At 47.9% G+C, this 17,641-nt stretch carries 19 protein-coding genes; 12 read left to right on the forward strand and 7 right to left on the reverse strand.

From position 1 onward, the window contains the following. From HP568_RS29205 to HP568_RS29220, 4 genes are all read left to right on the forward strand, one after another. Window positions 1-729 (forward strand): ABC transporter ATP-binding protein (locus tag HP568_RS29205; protein WP_173630916.1); only part of this gene is annotated, 729 nt, incomplete at its 5' end. Beyond that, complete coding sequence (locus tag HP568_RS29210) at window positions 726-1,733, forward strand: ABC transporter ATP-binding protein (protein ID WP_048033971.1); 1,008 nt, start codon at window positions 726-728, stop codon at window positions 1,731-1,733. The genes HP568_RS29205 and HP568_RS29210, both read left to right, overlap by 4 nt. Further along, entirely contained in the window at window positions 1,714-2,826 is a 1,113-nt protein-coding gene (gene menC / locus HP568_RS29215; protein WP_048033970.1) for an o-succinylbenzoate synthase, read from the forward strand. Before HP568_RS29210 ends, menC begins: the two co-directional genes overlap by 20 nt. 33 nt (window positions 2,827-2,859) lie before the next feature. Continuing rightward, on the forward strand, window positions 2,860-4,296 hold the full coding sequence (locus HP568_RS29220) for a serine hydrolase domain-containing protein (protein WP_173630917.1): 1,437 nt from the start codon (window positions 2,860-2,862) through the stop codon (window positions 4,294-4,296). A gap of 68 nt (window positions 4,297-4,364) precedes the next feature. Here the strand turns inward: HP568_RS29220 and HP568_RS29225 are convergent, their stop codons facing one another. Beyond that, the gene (locus tag HP568_RS29225; RefSeq protein WP_173630918.1) at window positions 4,365-5,684 is read right to left on the reverse strand and encodes an MFS transporter; all 1,320 of its coding nucleotides are present in this window, start codon (window positions 5,682-5,684) and stop codon (window positions 4,365-4,367) included. Further along, a complete protein-coding gene (locus tag HP568_RS29230) occupies window positions 5,656-6,390 on the reverse strand; it encodes a transcriptional regulator (RefSeq protein ID WP_173630919.1) in 735 nt (244 codons plus the stop codon). The genes HP568_RS29225 and HP568_RS29230 overlap by 29 nt, the downstream gene beginning before the upstream one ends. A 164-nt stretch (window positions 6,391-6,554) precedes the next feature. Between HP568_RS29230 and HP568_RS29235 the strand changes: the two genes are divergently transcribed. Both HP568_RS29235 and HP568_RS29240 read left to right on the forward strand, forming a co-directional pair. After that, on the forward strand, window positions 6,555-7,778 hold the full coding sequence (locus HP568_RS29235; protein WP_173630920.1) for an MFS transporter: 1,224 nt from the start codon (window positions 6,555-6,557) through the stop codon (window positions 7,776-7,778). 121 nt (window positions 7,779-7,899) lie between these two features. After that, entirely contained in the window at window positions 7,900-9,156 is a 1,257-nt protein-coding gene (locus HP568_RS29240) for an MFS transporter (RefSeq protein ID WP_173630921.1), read from the forward strand. Here the strand turns inward: HP568_RS29240 and HP568_RS29245 are convergent. Then, window positions 9,133-9,963, reverse strand: a complete 831-nt coding sequence (locus HP568_RS29245; RefSeq protein WP_173630922.1) for an SDR family NAD(P)-dependent oxidoreductase — start codon at window positions 9,961-9,963, stop codon at window positions 9,133-9,135. The two genes, HP568_RS29240 and HP568_RS29245, sit on opposite strands and share 24 nt — an antisense overlap. A 52-nt stretch (window positions 9,964-10,015) precedes the next feature. Here HP568_RS29245 and HP568_RS29250 point away from each other — a divergent pair, with 52 nt between their 5' ends. Continuing rightward, window positions 10,016-10,240 carry a DUF1540 domain-containing protein gene (locus tag HP568_RS29250; RefSeq protein WP_048033965.1) on the forward strand — a complete coding sequence of 75 codons (225 nt, stop codon included), beginning with the start codon at window positions 10,016-10,018 and terminating at the stop codon, window positions 10,238-10,240. 58 nt (window positions 10,241-10,298) lie between these two features. Here HP568_RS29250 and HP568_RS29255 read toward each other — a convergent pair whose 3' ends face one another. Continuing rightward, window positions 10,299-10,889 carry a 5' nucleotidase, NT5C type gene (locus tag HP568_RS29255; RefSeq protein WP_173630923.1) on the reverse strand — a complete coding sequence of 197 codons (591 nt, stop codon included), beginning with the start codon at window positions 10,887-10,889 and terminating at the stop codon, window positions 10,299-10,301. Window positions 10,890-10,986: 97 nt separating this feature from the next. On the opposite strand from HP568_RS29255, the gene HP568_RS29260 reads away from it, so the two are divergent. Further along, the gene (locus HP568_RS29260; protein WP_173630924.1) at window positions 10,987-11,568 is read left to right on the forward strand and encodes a DUF1700 domain-containing protein; all 582 of its coding nucleotides are present in this window, start codon (window positions 10,987-10,989) and stop codon (window positions 11,566-11,568) included. Between the two features lie 65 nt (window positions 11,569-11,633). Here the strand turns inward: HP568_RS29260 and HP568_RS29265 are convergent, their stop codons facing one another. Continuing rightward, the gene (locus HP568_RS29265) at window positions 11,634-12,164 is read right to left on the reverse strand and encodes a DUF84 family protein (RefSeq protein WP_173630925.1); all 531 of its coding nucleotides are present in this window, start codon (window positions 12,162-12,164) and stop codon (window positions 11,634-11,636) included. Between the two features lie 141 nt (window positions 12,165-12,305). On the opposite strand from HP568_RS29265, the gene dapF reads away from it, so the two are divergent. Continuing rightward, on the forward strand, window positions 12,306-13,166 hold the full coding sequence (gene dapF, locus HP568_RS29270) for a diaminopimelate epimerase (protein WP_173630926.1): 861 nt from the start codon (window positions 12,306-12,308) through the stop codon (window positions 13,164-13,166). Between the two features lie 115 nt (window positions 13,167-13,281). Here the strand turns inward: dapF and HP568_RS29275 are convergent, their stop codons facing one another. Then, window positions 13,282-13,428 carry a hypothetical protein gene (locus HP568_RS29275; protein WP_173630927.1) on the reverse strand — a complete coding sequence of 49 codons (147 nt, stop codon included), beginning with the start codon at window positions 13,426-13,428 and terminating at the stop codon, window positions 13,282-13,284. Window positions 13,429-13,704: 276 nt separating this feature from the next. Here HP568_RS29275 and HP568_RS29280 point away from each other — a divergent pair, with 276 nt between their 5' ends. Genes HP568_RS29280 through HP568_RS29290 form a run of 3 tightly spaced genes read left to right on the forward strand, consistent with a single transcriptional unit; the run spans window position 13,705 to window position 16,918 of the window. Beyond that, window positions 13,705-14,874: a cysteine desulfurase family protein gene (locus tag HP568_RS29280; protein ID WP_082195968.1), complete on the forward strand. Its 1,170-nt coding sequence runs from the start codon at window positions 13,705-13,707 to the stop codon at window positions 14,872-14,874. 25 nt (window positions 14,875-14,899) lie between these two features. Continuing rightward, window positions 14,900-16,099: a tRNA uracil 4-sulfurtransferase ThiI gene (gene thiI, locus HP568_RS29285; protein ID WP_048033961.1), complete on the forward strand. Its 1,200-nt coding sequence runs from the start codon at window positions 14,900-14,902 to the stop codon at window positions 16,097-16,099. Between the two features lie 42 nt (window positions 16,100-16,141). Next, window positions 16,142-16,918: a fumarylacetoacetate hydrolase family protein gene (locus HP568_RS29290; protein ID WP_173630928.1), complete on the forward strand. Its 777-nt coding sequence runs from the start codon at window positions 16,142-16,144 to the stop codon at window positions 16,916-16,918. A gap of 64 nt (window positions 16,919-16,982) precedes the next feature. On the opposite strand, the gene HP568_RS29295 is transcribed toward HP568_RS29290, so the two are convergent. After that, a complete protein-coding gene (locus HP568_RS29295; RefSeq protein WP_007720859.1) occupies window positions 16,983-17,264 on the reverse strand; it encodes a hypothetical protein in 282 nt (93 codons plus the stop codon). Between the last annotated feature and the right edge of the window lie 377 nt (window positions 17,265-17,641).

Below are 17,641 nucleotides of genomic sequence, written 5' to 3' on the forward strand. Positions count from 1 at the left end.
ATTCGTGGAAAAGATATCGCGATGATTTTTCAGGAACCGATGACGTCACTCAATCCGGTCCATACGATCGGACGACAGCTGGAGGAAGTGTATCAGCTTCATACGGATTTATCGAAAAAGGAACGCCAAGCAAAAGCAATTGAGATGCTCAAAAAAGTGGGCGTGCCGCGGGCAGAAGACATCATGCGGGAATATCCCCATCAGCTATCAGGTGGGATGAAGCAGCGTGTCATGATTGCGATGGCGATGGCTTGCAACCCGGATTTACTGATCGCGGACGAGCCGACGACTGCACTGGATGTGACCATTCAAGCGCAAATTTTGGAACTGATGAACGATCTGAAGGAGAACGATCATACCTCCTTGCTACTCATTACGCATGACTTGGGAGTCGTCGCTGAAATGGCAGATCGTGTTCTTGTGATGTACTACGGGGAGATCGTAGAGGAAGCTGATGTCGCCAGTCTGTTTTCGCATCCGAAGCATCCGTATACGATTGGGCTTTTGCGCTGTATCCCCGATCTGGATGAGGAAGAGAAGGTTCGCCTCGATCCGATCGAAGGCAGTGTCCCGCTCCTGGGTGAAGTGACACAAGGGTGTGCATTCCGCTTCCGCTGCTCGCAGGCCGAGGAGCGATGTTACCAAGAAAAACCGCCGCTTAAGGCAACGGGCACAGGCACACAGGCCGTTCGATGCTGGCTGTACGAGAACAAGGAGATGGCGGTATGAAGGATATCTTGTTATCGGTAAATGATTTAAAGACGTATTTTCCTATTAGTAAAGGACTGTTTCGCAATAGTGACGAAATGATCAAGGCAGTCGATGGAGTCTCTTTCCAGTTGCGAAAAGGCGAAACGCTTGGGTTGGTAGGAGAGAGCGGTTGTGGCAAGTCAACGACTGGTCGCAGCATCATGCGACTCATTGAGCCGACGGGTGGAACGATTGAATTTGAGGGGCAAAACATTTTGGATATGTCGGCTGCACGTTTTCGTCCACTCCGCAAACGAATGCAAATCGTGTTTCAGGACCCGTATGCTTCGTTAAATCCACGGATGACAGTGCAAGGGGCTTTGGAGGAAGCGTTAGGCGTCAAAGATCCGCAGATGTCTGTGAAAGAAAGGCGCGATCAAGTAAAAGAACTGCTTCAGATGGTCGGACTGAATACTCAATACGCTACTCGTTTTCCCCATGAGTTTAGCGGAGGGCAGCGGCAGCGGATCGGGATCGCTCGCGCACTGGCGGTAGAACCTTCATTGATCGTAGCAGATGAGCCGGTTTCAGCACTTGACGTTTCCATTCAGGCGCAGATTGTGAATCTTTTGCAGGATTTGCAGCAACGTCTAGGCTTAAGCTATCTGTTTATTTCACACGATCTCGGTGTCGTTCGCCACATCAGCGACCGAATTGCGGTCATGTATCTCGGACGAATCGTCGAAATCGCCAGCAAAAAGGATTTGTTTACGCGACCGTTGCATCCGTACACGGAAGCGCTGATGTCAGCAGTTCCCAAAGCCAATCCGTTTCGGAAGAAGGAGCGAATCGTTCTTTCAGGGGATGTTCCCTCGCCAGCAAATGTTCCAGTTGGATGTGCGTTTCATACCAGGTGCTCATATGCTACGGATGTTTGCCGCACAGTGCGTCCTGTCGCTACACTTGCTTCGCCACAACATTATGTTGCTTGTCATTTATATGGAACAGAAGGGATGAAGTACATTGAAAATCGAACGAATTGAATTGCAGCAACTACACATGCCACTTCGTTTCCGTTTCGAAACGAGTTTTGGACATACGACCATCAAGGAGCTCATTCTGGTCAGTGTGTATGGAGAGGGAGAGGTCGGGCACGCGGAAAGTGTGGCAATGTCCGCCCCTTATTATAGTGAAGAAACGACAGAAACAGCATGGCACATGATGGAAAAGTTTATGATTCCGAAGCTGTTCACGAGTGTGATCGAGACCCCGGAGGATGTGGATCGGCTGTTTGCCCCCATTCGCCGCAATAACATGGCGAAGGCGGCTTTAGAAGGCGCAATCTGGGATCTCTACAGCAAGCAAAAAGGAATCTCTCTCGCCAAAGCATTAGGAGGAGAGAAATCTGTCATCGATGTAGGGATTAGCATCGGTATTGAACCGACTGTCGATCAGGTTTTGGCAAAAGTAGAGCGCCATCTTGGTGAGGGCTACAAGAAGATCAAGGTAAAGATCAAGCCGGGCTTTGACGTAGAGGTGATTCGAGCAATCCGCGAACGCTTTGGCGAGGGTGTCCCGCTGATGGCGGATGCAAACTCCGCTTACACGATGGAGCATTTGGATGTAATGAAGGAGCTGGATCAATATGGGCTGATGATGATCGAACAACCACTCGCCCATGACGACATTATTGATCATGCCAAGCTGCAAAGGGAGTTGTCCACTCCTATCTGCCTCGATGAAAGTATTCACAATGTGGATGATGCCAGAAAAGCGATAGAGTTAGGCAGCTGCGGCATTATTAATATCAAGGTGGGGAGGGTCGGTGGATTAACAGAGTCCAAACGCATTCACGACTTGTGTCAGGCACACGACATTCCGGTTTGGTGCGGAGGCATGATTGAGTCAGGTGTTGGCCGCGCGCACAACATTGCGATTACGTCTTTGCCGAATTTTACGATCCCAGGTGATACAGCCGCCTCCAGCCGTTACTGGGAGGAAGACATCGTGGAGAATGGTGTAGAGCTGATGGCTCCCGGCCAATTGGCAGTTCCAGATACCCCGGGCATCGGTTATACCCTGAACCAAAAGGCGATCGGCAATTATGTGATTCGTACGGCAAACTTCCGGCCTTAAACCAAAAGCTTACATGAAAAGGGGAGAAAGAACATGGCGGATTGGGTTCAGTCGTTTGAGGAATACGCGCAAAAGCTGCTTGCAGAGGCAAAAGTAACAGGAACAGCAGTCGGATTGGCAGAGCAAGGAGAGCTGAGGTATTTCCATGGCTTCGGTTTGGCTGATAACACAGAGGATGCAAAAGCATTAACCCCTGATATGGTGTTTGGCATCGGTTCCGTGACCAAGTCTTTTACATGTGTGGCTATTATGCAGCTTCAGGACGCCGGAAAGCTATCCGTTCATGATCCGGTCATCAAGTATCTTCCAGAGCTACGCACACCTAATGAAGCTTATACTCGCGAGATGACCATCCATCATCTGATGACACATACCGCAGGCTTTCCCCCTTTGGATACATTAGTGGGTGCAATGAAAAGAAGTATAGTGGAGGGAGAGGACATAAAGTCCTTTAGCTCCGGTCTTGAGTTTGATCTCGATAAAGCGGAAGAGATCAATACAAAAGAAGAATTTATGGCCTACATTGGCAAGCTGAACTATGAGTTTCTAGGTGCGCCTGGAACGGAGTTTAGCTACTCCAACGACAGTTATGCCATGCTCGGTCTGATTATTGAACGAGTGAGTGGGATATCTTACGAGCAGTTTGTGCAGGATCATATTTTGGTGCCTGCCGGGATGAAAAACAGTGCCTTTCTCGTCGAGGATTTGCCAGAGGAAGCAGAGGTGGCTACGCTATTCACCCGAAAAAGCCCAAAAGATGGCGGTGAGGTATACCGTTCCCCTTCATGGTGGGATTCACCATCGATGCGTGCAGCTGGTTTTCTGAAATCGACGATTCACGATCTATTGCGTTACACGGAAATATTCAGAACGGGTGGAATGGTGGGCGAGAATCGCTTGCTCTCACCGGAGAGTGTGCAGGCCATGATGACACCTCATTTCTCGATTTCGCCATTTCAAGCATACGGCTACGGATTGTTTGTAGCCAATTGCCATGATGGAACACTCGTCGAGCACGGTGGAGCGATCAAGGGAGTTGCGGCACAAATTTTTGTTTTACCGGAGCGGGGCCTGACAGGAGCCGTACTGATGAACACGGATGGCGGGCCAATGGCAGATTTGATGCATGGCATTTTAAACGCAACCAATGGGCGCTCTCCGAATACAGTGCCGTTCCAATATCCGGATTATGAAATTTCTGTAGATGCACTCGCTACATTTACAGGGGAGTACCGCTCGTCCGAAGGGGCTACTGTATTGGTAGAAATCGAAGAGAACGAGCTGGTAGCGAAGAGTAATGGAACGAATATTCCGCTTCGTTCAGTGGGAGAAGACAGCTTCGTCATGAAGCGGGGAGAAACGGATATGTTTATCCGCTTCGTCCGCGATGAGGCAGGAGTAGTTACGAGGATGGGCTTCGGGGCTCGTCAGCTGATAAAGGTCCTTGCCGAAAAAGAACAAACCGTATAAAAAGCAAAACGCGTACCTGCAAGAGCTCATGCTTGCGTGGTACGCGTTCTTTCTATTTATAGGAGAGACTAAGAAGAAAGGGTTGCAGGAAGCCGCTCCTCTTCCATTGCGGGTTTCTTCCAGTTCGGATGCTGCTCCATTTGCCGGAACGAGCGGAAAAAGAACAGGGTAAGGCTGATAGTAGCAAATATGATACCGCCAAAGAATAATAGAAGCCCCGGTGTTGCGATGTTTTTGGCGAGAAGAAAGGAGCACAGTGCGTAGCTGACTGGCCCGAAGCCGACGGACATCAAGGAAAGCAATGACATGACACGACCGAGCATGTTGGCAGGGACGATACTTTGAATGTAGGTGATAAACGGAATATTCGTCATACTGAGTGCCATTCCAATGAGAAAATGAGAGACAAGTCCAAAGGAAAGCTCCTCAATGAAATAATACGAGCTGATTCCAACTCCCATACATCCGAGAATGACAGGGAGTAACATAAATTTTCCACGGAATCCTTTAAACAATCCAGTCAACATACCGCCGACAATCATGCCGACTCCAAGTGAGGTAATGAGTGAGCTAAAAGCACTCCCGTCCCATCCGAGGTCATTTACATGAATGGGAATGATCATGTTAACTGGGCCGGAGAACATCATGTTGGTGAATAGGGATGTTGTTAAAATAATCGCAAGGATCGGGATTGAATACGTAAAACGAATTCCTCCGACGATATCCTTGAAATATGAGCGTGTCTTTGAATCTGTTGTAGACTCTGAAGTCGTGTCTTTGGTGTTTGAGTGTGAATGGAGAGAGAGTACAAAGAGTGTTCCTACGAAGAAGGTGCATGCCAAGATCATAAACATGATCGGGTAACTAACGGTTCCAATGAATAAGGCCGTAATTATCGGTCCGGCAACCAAACTAATCTGATGGCATAGTTCCATTAAGCTGTTAGCTGGCGCAAGTTGTTCTCGAGAGACAAGAGAGGGCAGAATCGAGCTGCGTGCTGGCCAAAAAAATGCATCGACTGTTCCGAATAAAGCTGCCATGACGTACAGGCTCACTGGGAACCAGGCGCCATTTCCTTGAAGCATAAGCAAACTAAAGCAGGCTAAAATAATTCCCCTAACCAAAAGGGAGGAAAACATAATCCATTTTCGATTGAAGCGATCAGCAGCCACCCCACCTGCCAGCATAAAGAGGAGACGGGGGATGGACAGACAAATCAAAGTCGTGCCGAGGATTGCTCCTGAGCCCATGGCATTCACGATATACCAGTTGAGCAGGATGAAGAAAGCTCCGTCAGCCATTGCCGAAAATAAAGTGCCGCACCATAACCGGACAAACGATCCGTTTTTCCAAAGGGAATTATTTGTCGCCAGCGTGCTCATCTCCATTTTCCTCCTTCTTTTTCTTCACCACAATCTTGCCGGTGAAATGCTTGAATTCAGACTGTTGGTGCTCGTAGTTATCTGGCAAGGAATCGTCTTCTGCGACGTAGTAACGTTCATTCGTCATGAACCCGACCGTGACCATGTAAAAGTTTTCAACCGTATCCTCCGCTTCTCCAGCAGCAATCCTCTCTAAGTAGCGATCTTCCATTTCGGACAGCTCCTCAAGTAAAGCCTTATATTTATTGAGCCAAGCAACTATTTCTTTCCGAGGTGCTTTCACTTCAGAGTTAACTGCAATGGCAGGAGGGCGATCCTCTTGATCCGAAAAGAGCATGAATGACTCGTCTGGTGCGTTATAGAGGCGATTCATACTGGAGCGCAGGTGATTTAGCATCGTTTCCTGCAACAGGATACTGTCTTCGCGCAGGGAGGGCAGCAAATCTTCACTGACCTTGAAATCGTAAGCAACAGCCCGATAAAACTTTTGCACGATCCCGTTCTTTTCTTCCGTACGCACGACCTCAACGAAGCCGTGGCTTTCCAATTCCTTCAGGTGATAATGCACTTTAGAGGGAGAAAGGGAGAGAAGGGTCGCGAGCTGCTTGCCTGTGTACTCCTCCTTGACCAGCATCGTGATGATCTGTAGGCGCAAGGAATCGCTTACAGCTTTTAATTGATCCAAAGTTTCCACAACTACGTATCGTTTCAAGTCGATCAACCTCGTTTCGCTGAACGTGAATGTTTTCTTATTTTTAGACGTTCAGTTTTATTTGAACGTATTGTAACAACAAAACGATCCGTTTCGCAAGATGGATTTGCGCTTATTTTTCGACAAATGCTACAATATTGAAAACGGTGAGAGGGTGCATTCCTGTGGCGATCTTGCAACATCCCGTCTTTCGCCGTTTGTATACGGCCCACATTGTACACATCATCGGAAATGAATTTACATTTATTGCGGTCGTTGGACTTTTACATGATTTAAGTGGATCGGGTCTTTCTTTTGCGGCAGGGACTGTGTTTCGCATGATCCCTTATGTATTTGCCAGCTTTTTTGCAGGGACGCTTGTGGAGAATTGGGATAAACGGCGGGTCATGATTGTCGTCAATCTGCTTCGCGGCATTCTCGTCAGTTTGTTTTTCTTCATCACATCTGCGACCTACTTATGGGTGGCTTTTTTGTTATTGATTCTGGTCAATATTTGCAGTGCTTTTTTCCAACCAGCCATGCAAGTCGCGATCGTACAATCCGTGGAGGAAAAGGATAGACTGGCTGCCAATTCCCTTTTGCAGGGGACGACTTCGTTTCTTATTATTGTTTGCCAGGGTGTGGCAGCAGTTCTGGTTTACTTGTTCTCTTACCGTTACAACTTTTTGCTTGATGCCGCCTGTTATTTGTTGTCGCTATTCATCTTGCTTCCGCTCCCGCATATCGCCAAATCTGTTACATCGAATGCGACTGTACCTTTTATGGAAAGGCTAAAAGAGGGCTTCCGTTACATCGGCAAACATCGCGAAATTGGCAGTGTGATCGGCTATCAGATGGCGGAACGGGTATGTGGCGCCTATTACATTATGCTGATGTACTATGTTCTTACGGAGCGGGGAGAGGGCTTGTATGTATTCGGACTCTTGGATATTCCGCTGGGCCTCGGAGGTGTGATCGCTGGGATTGCCGTGAACAAGCTGTCTGACAACCTGAGTGAAAAAGCAACGTGGCGTGTCCAAGGATGGGCACTCGTAGCGATGGGATGCTCGATTATCGCCGTGTTTCATACGAAACCACTACTTGGACTGGCAATCGCTATCCTCTTTGCATCAACGGCTCAGTTTAGCTCATCGATATTGTCTGTGACGAAGCTTCAGCGACTGTCTGATCCTGCTTATTTGGCTCGCGTTTTTTCCATTCGGGAAATGGCGACCATGGGAAGCTTTTCTGCGAGCTGCTTGATTCTCGGTTTCAGTGCGGAGCAGGTCGGGAGTGCTGCTGTCTCCGTGTGGCTTGGTTTCTTTGGGGTTGCAGCAGGACTCCTGTGGCTTTGGAGCCGTCGCAAGTTGCAAAGGATCGTAGACGTCAGGATAGATTCCTCTGCTTAATGGGAGCAGAGGTTCTTTTTTTATACAAAATGAAACTTTTAGATATAATAAATATAATAGTTGAAAAAGTATGAATCCAATTATACAATGAATGGAAAAAAGAGAAAAAGGAAGATGCAGCATGAAGGAATTATGGCGGCAGCGATCATTTCGCTGGTATTGGCTGGGGATGTTCTTGTCTAGTCTGGGGGATCAGTTTGGCTGGATGGGCTTGACATGGTTTGTCATGAATAAAACAGGCTCACCTGCTGCGATGGGGGGCGTCGTTCTTGCGTATATGCTCCCTGCTGTTTTTTCTGGTTTAGTAGCGGGAGTTTTGCTGGATCGGTTTGATCGACGTAAGCTCATCATGATGGACAATGTGGCGAGAGGAGTCATTTTTATAGCGTTGGTCGTATTATTGCAGATCGATCAAGTTCCGCTATTTGTGATATACGTGCTGATTGTGATTGCAGGAATCCTTTCTCCGTTGAGCACAGCTGGGGCGCAGACTTTGTTGCCGAGAATCGTCTCGGACAAAAATCAATTGGTCAAAGCGAATGGCGTGATGGAAACGCAATGGCAAATTGTTTATATGTTTGGACCGGCACTCGCGGGTGTTTTAATCGGATTGATTGGGGAAGCTTATGTTCTGTTGATCGATGCGGCCAGCTTTTTTGTATGTGCTTTTTGCTTCTCCCGGCTGCCTCGAGAGCTTACGAAAAGTGCGAATCCTACAACGATTGCAAAAGGTCAAATGGGAGCGTTCTTTCGTTCTCTCTTGAGTGACATGCGGACAGGGTATCGCTACATATTTGGACGAAAGCAATTGATTATTTTGGTTTTCTTTACGTTTTTGTTTAACATGTCGTACGGCCCCATTGAAATTGCACTACCCCTGTATGCGAATCAGGATTTGGCAGGAGGATCTGTTGCGTTAGGGATGCTGTGGTCTTCTTTGGCAGTCGGGGCATTACTAGGCTCTCTCTTTTTCTCGACGGTTACGTGGAAACTTCCATTGGGTTCGACGCTAGCGGGGATTATCGTGGCGTGGGGATTGACCACATTGCCGATCGCATTATTCTCGAGGTTGGAGATCGCGATGGCTTCGATGGTTGTGGCAGGCTTTTGCTTTGCTCCTTATAACATCATGTATAGAAGCTATCTGCAAAAGCAGGTGCCCGATGCTCTCTTGGGGCGGGTATTGACCAGTGTTCGCACGATTACGGGGACAGGAATGCCCGCGGGAGCGGCTGTCTCTGGCTTCCTCATACCCTTCTTGGGCGTTCAAGGGATCATTGGAGCCGGAGCAGCCGTATGTATCATTTTCGGTCTCCTTGCATTCGGGGCATTGAAAAACTTGGAGGATTCCTCATCACTTCCGATTGAGGAGAGGTGAGACGAGGTGTTTTAGCCACTGAGGCAATAGGAAGTAAATGCGGGAGAGCGCATGCAAACGGAATGGCATGGCAACCTCTGGACGCTTTGCTTCCGCCGCTCGATAAATAGCCCTTGCCGTTTGTTCCGGTGTCAATAAATACCGACTCACTTTGCTGCGATAGTTACCCGTTTTGTCTGCCTTATCCAAAAAGGGTGTGTCGATCGGCCCAGGCATTGCACACGTCACAGCAATTCCAGTGCCTTGCAGTTCGTGGCGCAACCCTTCACTAAAGCGGATAACGGCTGCTTTGCTGGCTGCATATACAGCAGCTTTCGCTGTTGCGACCTGACCGGCAAGTGAGGCAACCGTGATAATACGACCTTGCTTTTGTTGAAGCATCATCGGCAAAAAGGCACGGGTCGTGTAGAGAACGCCGGAAATATTTGTTCGCAGTGTTTCTTCCAGCTCCTCTACGCGCATTTCAATCAGCGGTTCAAAGATGGCCATCCCGGCATTGTTGTAAAGAAAATCGCAACGTTCAAAACGGATATGTACCCATGCAGCGAACTGCCGAATGTCTTCGTTGCTGCTGACGTCTACCGGGTAATAATGGAGATGATTCGGATAAGCGTTTTGTAACAAAACGAGTTCCTCGTTGATGGCTTTGCGACTCGTGGCAATGACACAATCTCCTTTTTCCAGATGAAGTTGTGTCAAAGCTAGACCAAGGCCACCAGAAGCCCCGGTGATGACGACAATACGGGGAGTCGGCATGTCATCCACTTCTTTCTTGTGTAGAGTATTGATTTCCACTGTGAATGGCAAAGTATAAGCCCCCGAGTTGTTGTGAAGGCTAGCCTCTAGGGGGTGAATGCACATGCCAGCAGTAAAATGTTCTGTAGCAAACTGTGAGTACTGGGCGCAGGGCAACCTTTGCAGCGCCGAAGAGATCATGGTAGAGATTGACGCACATGCTACCGTAAACCTGAAAGAAGAATTCGCAGGTGAGTACGGTCAAAACACGCAGCATCAGGATCAGGCGAAGACATCTTCTGAGACCTGTTGTCTGACGTTCAAGCCGAAGACCTCCGAAAAGAAATAACGCTTCGGCGCAAAAAGGACGTATCCCTCAATGGTGATACGTCTTTTTGCTATTTGACCTATACGCTTGTCGTGGCCGGAAAAAGCTCGTTGACTTTTTGGGCAACCTCTTCCCAAGAAGTGACACGATGAACAAGCGGGGGAAGGGAAGCTTGATTGTACGGAGTGTCAAACAAGAACACAGGAATTTGCAGCGCTTCTGACAATTGCAAAGCGTTCTCCAGACGATCCTCCAAAAACAGGTCCACGCCCCATTTGCGAGCAGCTGACAGCTTGTCGTGGCTCCCAATCAAATCCACTTCATGATGAGGGATATTGTAGCGAGCAAACCATTGCAAGGTCACATTGCGGTGACGATCCTCACGAGCACTTATATATACCAGCTTGTGGGAGGTAAACCAATCGCGCAAAACCTGATCGGCAATTCCGTGAACAGGCGCACCATCATAAAGGCGCTCCCCGTTTTGATCCAGCCACATTTCAAACTCTGCGTCCGTGATTTGATACACGTTGGCTAAATTGTACTCCACACAATCTTCATATCGTAAATCTCTTCCAAAGCTTTCATTCATCAACGGAACAATACTGCTAGGTGATGTGACTGTACCGTCAATATCAATGCCAATGGTTAGGATTTTGTCTGGTTTCATTCTCTCGCCTCCCGTTTAAATTGTACAACGTAGGCAGACAATAAGGCTACTTCCTTCACTTAATTAATCCTTTACCAAAAAAGGGGCTGAGCATGCTATGTTGGATCGACGCGAACGTAATGATGCGAAGCGGAAGGAAGATACCGGTTTTTCCGAGACGGTTGATCAGCACGACAGGGAGTTTGCAGCGAATACTTGGACACAGGCCGTCTTTGACGAAGAGGAAGAGCGGTCGAGGCGCAGGATTCACTATGACCCCCATTCCTTGACAGAGCGCTATACAGGCGAACTGGATGAGGAGAGAAACGACTTTTCGGAGCGTTTGGATGGCGTTGTCCTGACAAAAGAGGATCGTTCTCCGGTCGCCAAAGTCAGAGATGACGACATTGAGGCAGCGGCGGAAATCGCCGAGCCGTTTCCGACAAGTCGTGCTGCCAGTGAGATCGACACAGCCGAGGACAGCCGGGAAAACGGGGCCACCGGTATTGGGATGACTGGCTTGGGCTTATCGATCCTGTCCCTGTTTCTCATGCCGTACTTGGTGGCACCAATTGGTATGGTGCTCGGCTACCTGGCGTATCGACGCAACTCGAAGACACTGGGTGCCTGGGCGATGATCGTAGGGGCTATTGCCATTTTGGGCGCATTAGTCATCTACCCGTACTATACGGCTCGCTAAAGCATCAAACCGCAAAAACCTCTCCGGTTCATTCAGCCGGAGAGGTTTTTATGTTTTCACCACTGCTATTTATACAAGGAGGAGACGAAAGGCGTAATCGCTGCGATAACGGCGTCACAAAACACATCGGAACGACGAACACGATTATCCGTTAAGAGGGAATAGGCGCCGCCGCGATGATTACTGCCGACGGTTTCCCCCCATTCATCTATGATGGTACTGAGCTCAATTTGCTCCTGCTGGATTCGGTGAACGGCTTGATTCGGGATGGGAAACGCCAACCCCTTTCCAATAAATAGCTCACTTCCATTCCAGGCTGCGCAGATAGAAATCAAATACCACTGCTTTGTAAACTGCTCATCGTACATCAGTCCGCCTTCCAAGCCTAGCCCAATGTCTGCTTCTGGGGTTTGACTACGTGCAGCTTTTGCTCGATTGATCGCTCCTGTAATCGTCTCTTCTTCACTCATCGGCTGAGCCGCTACGCCCGAGGGGACAGATATGCAGAAAGGTTCCGTTCCGGTTGCTTTTTGTACAGCGAGACGTTTTGCTTCATTTTTCGTTCCGAGTGCATAGCGAAAAATATGATAATCCAACGGTTTGTTCCACCTCTTTCCATCATCGATGCTAGTGGTAGTATACCACCTTTTGATTCGACCGCGATTCTCCAGGTTGTGATAAGATAATGCATAGAAAAGAGTCAGACCTAGCATACGAAAGAGAAAGAGGAGTGGACGATGAAATTTACAAAGCTGCATGGCTTGGGTAATGATTACGTTTACGTCAACTGTTTTGAGGAAGACTTGTCGGGTGTAGATTTACCCGAATTGGCAAGGAGGGTGAGCGATCGGAATTTTGGCATTGGGGGCGATGGATTGATCCTCATTATGCCATCTGAGCGAGCAGACTTTCGCATGCGGGTATTTAACAATGATGGCAGCGAAGCAAAAAATTGCGGAAACGGTTTGCGTTGTGTGAGTAAGTACGTATACGATCACGGTTTGACTCAGCAAACAACGTTTACCGTGGAGACGTTGGGAGGGAACGTTACTCCTGTCGTATCGCTTGGAACAGACGGTAAGGTCGATCAAATAACGATAGATATGGGAGAGCCTCGTTTTGAGCGAGCGGCAATTCCGATGACAGGCATTCCTGAAGAGCAAGTGAGAGAAGAGGTAATCGAAGTTGGTGGAACTGCGTTTACGATGACTGCTGTTTCGATGGGCAATCCTCATGCTATCCTTTTCGTGGATGAAGTGAAGGAAGAGGATGTTCATCACTACGGACCAATGATCGAGTATCACGAGTGGTTCCCTGAGCGAACCAACGTCGAATTTATCCAAATATTGAATCAGGAGGAAATTCTTTTCCGTGTATGGGAGAGGGGATCAGGTGTCACGCTTGCCTGTGGGACAGGAGCTTGCGCTGCGGCAGTAGCTTCCCACTTAAGTGGAAAGACCGGTAGAAAAGTCACTGTTCACCTGGCAGGAGGCGATCTCTTTATTGAATGGAAGGAAGCGGATAACCGCGTCTATATGACGGGGCCAGCTACAGAAGTTTTTTCTGGTAAGTATTTGGGGGAGATCCCATTTAAATAACAGCAAACCAAAACCGTTCCGTCGAGATCGACAGGAGCGGTATTTTTTTACAAAAAATAGCGTGGTCACGGCGAATCCATCATGCCGTCACCACGCTATCGAATTCGAATAAGTGTCACGCGTTGTACACCTCATTTAGGTATGCGACATCTGTGCGATCATACTGAGGGGTATTTTTGCTCATCTTCGCCAGTTCCGCTTGCAGTCTTTTCAATTCTGCTTCCATCTTCTTGATTTCTTCTTGCATAGCTTGTGCTGTCATGGTGGTTCTCTCCTTGTTGTCGTTTTTTATCTAAATTTATTGACTATTCTAACGAAAGGCCAAAACAATGTAAATAGCCTATATCTGGATGTAAGCGCTTTATCCGTGAATACTCTGTGAACGGTTGTTCAGATTGTTCGATTTGGTCTTTTGAGAGCAACGCACTCGGGGAAAAATAAGGTCGAGAAGTGTAATACTTTGTATGTTCTTTACGAAAAGTCATGTTATGATGAAGCGTAGTATTCGGGCATCTTGCCCTTAGGAAGGTGTGTACTGGTGATTTACTTGGACAACAGTGCGACTACCCGGCCTCATCCTCAAGTGATTGAAACCGTTAGACGCGCGATGGAAAGCTACTATGGAAACCCGTCTTCTTTGCATCAAAAAGGTGTAGAGGCGGAAAATGTACTGAAGCAGGCGCGAAAGGTTGCCGCTCAGTATTTGGGCTGTAAAGAAAGTGAAGTTATTTTTACTTCAGGTGGCACGGAAAGCAATAATACGGCGATCAAGGGTATAGCCTTTCAATATCAAAACAGAGGGAAACATATTATTACGACGCAGGTAGAGCATCCGGCTGTTTACGATGTTTGCAAACAGTTGGAAGGTCTTGGGTTTACTGTGACGTATCTGCCGGTCGATCGTGAAGGCCGCGTATCGGTAGAAGCTGTTCAGAAAGCAATGCGTCCGGATACGATTCTCGTTTCGGTCATGCATGTGAACAACGAGCTGGGAACCATTCAACCGATCTTGGAAATCGGACAATGGTTGAAGCAATTCCCGAAAGTCTTGTTTCACGTCGATGCAGTCCAAGGAATTGGGAAAGTTCCTTTGCGCATCAAGGATTCTGGGATCGATCTGTTGAGCGTCTCTGCTCACAAGTTTTATGGCCCCAGAGGAGTCGGTATTTTGTATAAACGGGAAGGCTTGATCATTCACCCGTTGATGATGGGTGGAGGTCAAGAAGCCGGTGTTCGCTCAGGAACGGAAAACCTCCCAGCCATCGCTGGTATGGCAAAAGCAATCCGGATTCTAGAAGAACTGGGCAGCGTCGAGATGATCAGGCTGCAAACCTTGAATCAACAGCTTCGTGAAGGGATTGCAACAATTGAAGGCTGTATAGTGAATACCCCGGAAGCGAATACGGCTCCCCATATTATGAACTTGTCAGTACCAGGAGTAAAAGCGGAAGTCCTGTTGCATGCTTTGGAGGAAAAAGGCTTTCTGATATCCACCAAGTCCGCATGCTCATCCAAAGTCAATGAGCCGAGCAGAGTTCTGACTGCGATCGGCATCGAGCGGGATTGCGCGTTATCGTCTCTGCGGGTCAGTCTGGGCCGGGAAAATACAGCGGAGGACATTCAGCAGTTTGTGAAGGCGTTAGAAGAATGCGTCAGTGTGCTTCGTACTTATATAAAACAACAACCTGCCCCCGCTCATAGAAAATAGTGTGGACAACTAAAAGGAGATAAACATGAACTACGATGTTATTTTAATTCGTTATGGTGAGTTGGCGCTTAAAGGGAAAAACCGCGATCAATTCGAAGAGACACTTGTCAAAAGTGTGAGAAACGTATTGCGCTCGTTTTTTAAAGTAAAAGTTCGACGCAATTACGGTCGGATGTATGTGGAGCTGCACGGTGAGGACGCTTATGCGGTTATGGAGCGTTTGAAGCGCGTATTTGGTATTTCTTCCTTTAGTCCGACGATCCAGGTAGATCCTGATATTGAAACGATCAAGGAAAAAGCGCTGGAGTTGGTTCGTCAATTGAATCCACAGCCACGTACGTTCCGGGTGGTTTCCCGTCGCGCGGATAAGCGTTATCCGATTCCTTCTATGGAAGTTAACCGAATGGTGGCAACGCATATCTTGCGCGCACTGCCAGCGATTAGTGTCGACTTGCACGAGCCAGATACCATCGTGAATGTAGAAATTCGCACGGAGGGTACTTACATTAGCTGTGAAACCATTCAGGGACTAGGTGGCTTGCCAGTTGGGGTGAGCGGAAAAGTACTGCTGCTTCTGTCTGGGGGTATCGACAGTCCTGTAGCTGGCTGGATGATGTTAAAGCGTGGTGTGACGCTTGAAGCGATCCATTTCCACAGCTATCCGTTTACGAGCGAGCGCGCTTTGCAAAAAGTACGTGACTTGGCTCATAAGCTGACGAAATGGGGAGGAACTGTCCGTCTCCATGTCGTACCGTTTACAGAAATTCAGACCGCAATTCGTGAAAAATGTCCAGAAGACTATTTGATCACCATCATGCGTCGCTTCATGATGCGCATTTCGGAGCGTGTTGCGGAAAATACCAATGCCAAGGCACTCGCAACAGGGGAAAGCCTCGGTCAAGTCGCGTCGCAAACCTTGGAAAGCATGGACACGATAAACAAGGTGATTTCGATTCCAATCCTGCGACCGCTCGTCGCCATGGACAAGGTAGACATTGTGGATATTTCTCGCCAAATCGATACGTACGAGCTGTCTATTTTGCCGTATGAAGACTGCTGCACAGTGTTTACACCGAAAAATCCTGTGACACGGCCGAAGCCTCGCCTCGCAGCAAAATTTGAGGAAGCGCTGGATGTAGAAGCGTTAGTAGAGGATGCGGTAGCAAGAACGGAAATCGAAGAGATTACAACGAAGCCAAAAGAAACGACAACCGACCTGTTCTAAATTCAGGTATAGAGAAAAACGCGACACGGGGGAGAAGGAACCATGATAATCCGTTATGAGCGCAATGGTAAGGTGAAGCATGGCTGGATGGTGGAAGAGGATCAGAAAGTACGCGTGATTGAAGGGGACATTTACAAAATCCATACAGCAAAACCGATCATGACGGGCCTTGAGCTGCCTTTGGATGAGGTTACTTTGAAGGCGCCAAGCGATCCAAGCAAGGTCGTATGCATCGGATTGAATTACCGGGACCATGCGGCTGAGATGGGGATTGACCTGCCCAAAGAACCGTTGATGTTTTTGAAGCCGTCAACAACTGTCATTGGACCTGGTGAGCCCATCGTCTATCCAAAGCTGACGCAGAACCTTCATTATGAAGGCGAACTCGCGGTGGTGATTAAGAAAGAGGCCAAGAAGATCAAGGCTTCGGATGCAGAAGATTATATCTTGGGATTCACTTGTGCGATTGATGTGACTGCGCGCGATCTGCAGATGAGCGATGGGCAATGGACACGGGCAAAAGGCTTTGATACGTTTTGTCCACTTGGACCTGCTATTGCGGCCAAACTGGATTATCATAACTTGCGTATTGTGACACGAGTAAACGGGGAAGTGCGTCAGGATGCTCGCACTGACCAATTGATTTTTTCGATTCCGCAGCTGATCGAGGCTGTATCTGCGGTTATGACGCTTCGCCCTGGCGATGTTATTTTAACCGGGACTCCATCTGGTGTAGGTGAGCTTGTTCCAGGTGACGAAATTTCGGTAACCATTGAAGGGATCGGAACCTTAACGACTCATGTAGTGGCTGAGGAGTAGCCATACATTCTTTGATAAGATCGACCAAGCCCCCTGCTTGTGTGAAGTGGGGGCTTGGCTTTTTTTATTCTTCTTTGTTCGGATCATCATGAATGGGATGCGCGGATGGGTCTTGGCGAGGAAGGTCTTGATGCATCTGCCGTGTTTCGTAAGTGAATCGAGTGGTGGTGGAATGTTGTCCGGGCTCCCAGCCTGTTGCTTTCCCTAAACGAGTTTCGTTGGTGGCAGCTCCAAATGGCCCCTCAGGGAATTCTTCTTGAAGGATTTCATTGCGCTGCGACTCTACAGTAGATAATTCACTGTAATTGTCGTTTTCGTATTCTTCATAGGTTGGTTTTGGATCCATAGTAACACCGCCGTTTATTTGTTGGGTACTTCACGGTTACACAGCTTAAACGCCTAGCGGTTATAGTGTGAAATAAAAAGAGAATCGCTATTCGTTTTTCCTATTGACTCCGTCACTAATTTCATTTATATTTAAATTCTGCTTAAAACAATCAACACACATGAAAAATCACGAATAAAAAAGTGAAAGAAACGCTTGACTTATACCTGGTGATTTTGTTATATTAGATCTTGTCGCTACTGAACGAAGTGAAATGGTTTAAAAAACCTCTTGCAAAAACGGTTGCGATATGATAAGATAGAAAAGTCGCCTTTGGGCGAATGACACAAAATGTTCTTTGGAAACTGAACAGCGAAAGCGTTAATGAGTCTATCATG

This window comes from Brevibacillus sp. MS2.2, from assembly GCF_013284345.1.
Lineage (GTDB): Bacteria > Bacillota > Bacilli > Brevibacillales > Brevibacillaceae > Brevibacillus > Brevibacillus brevis_C.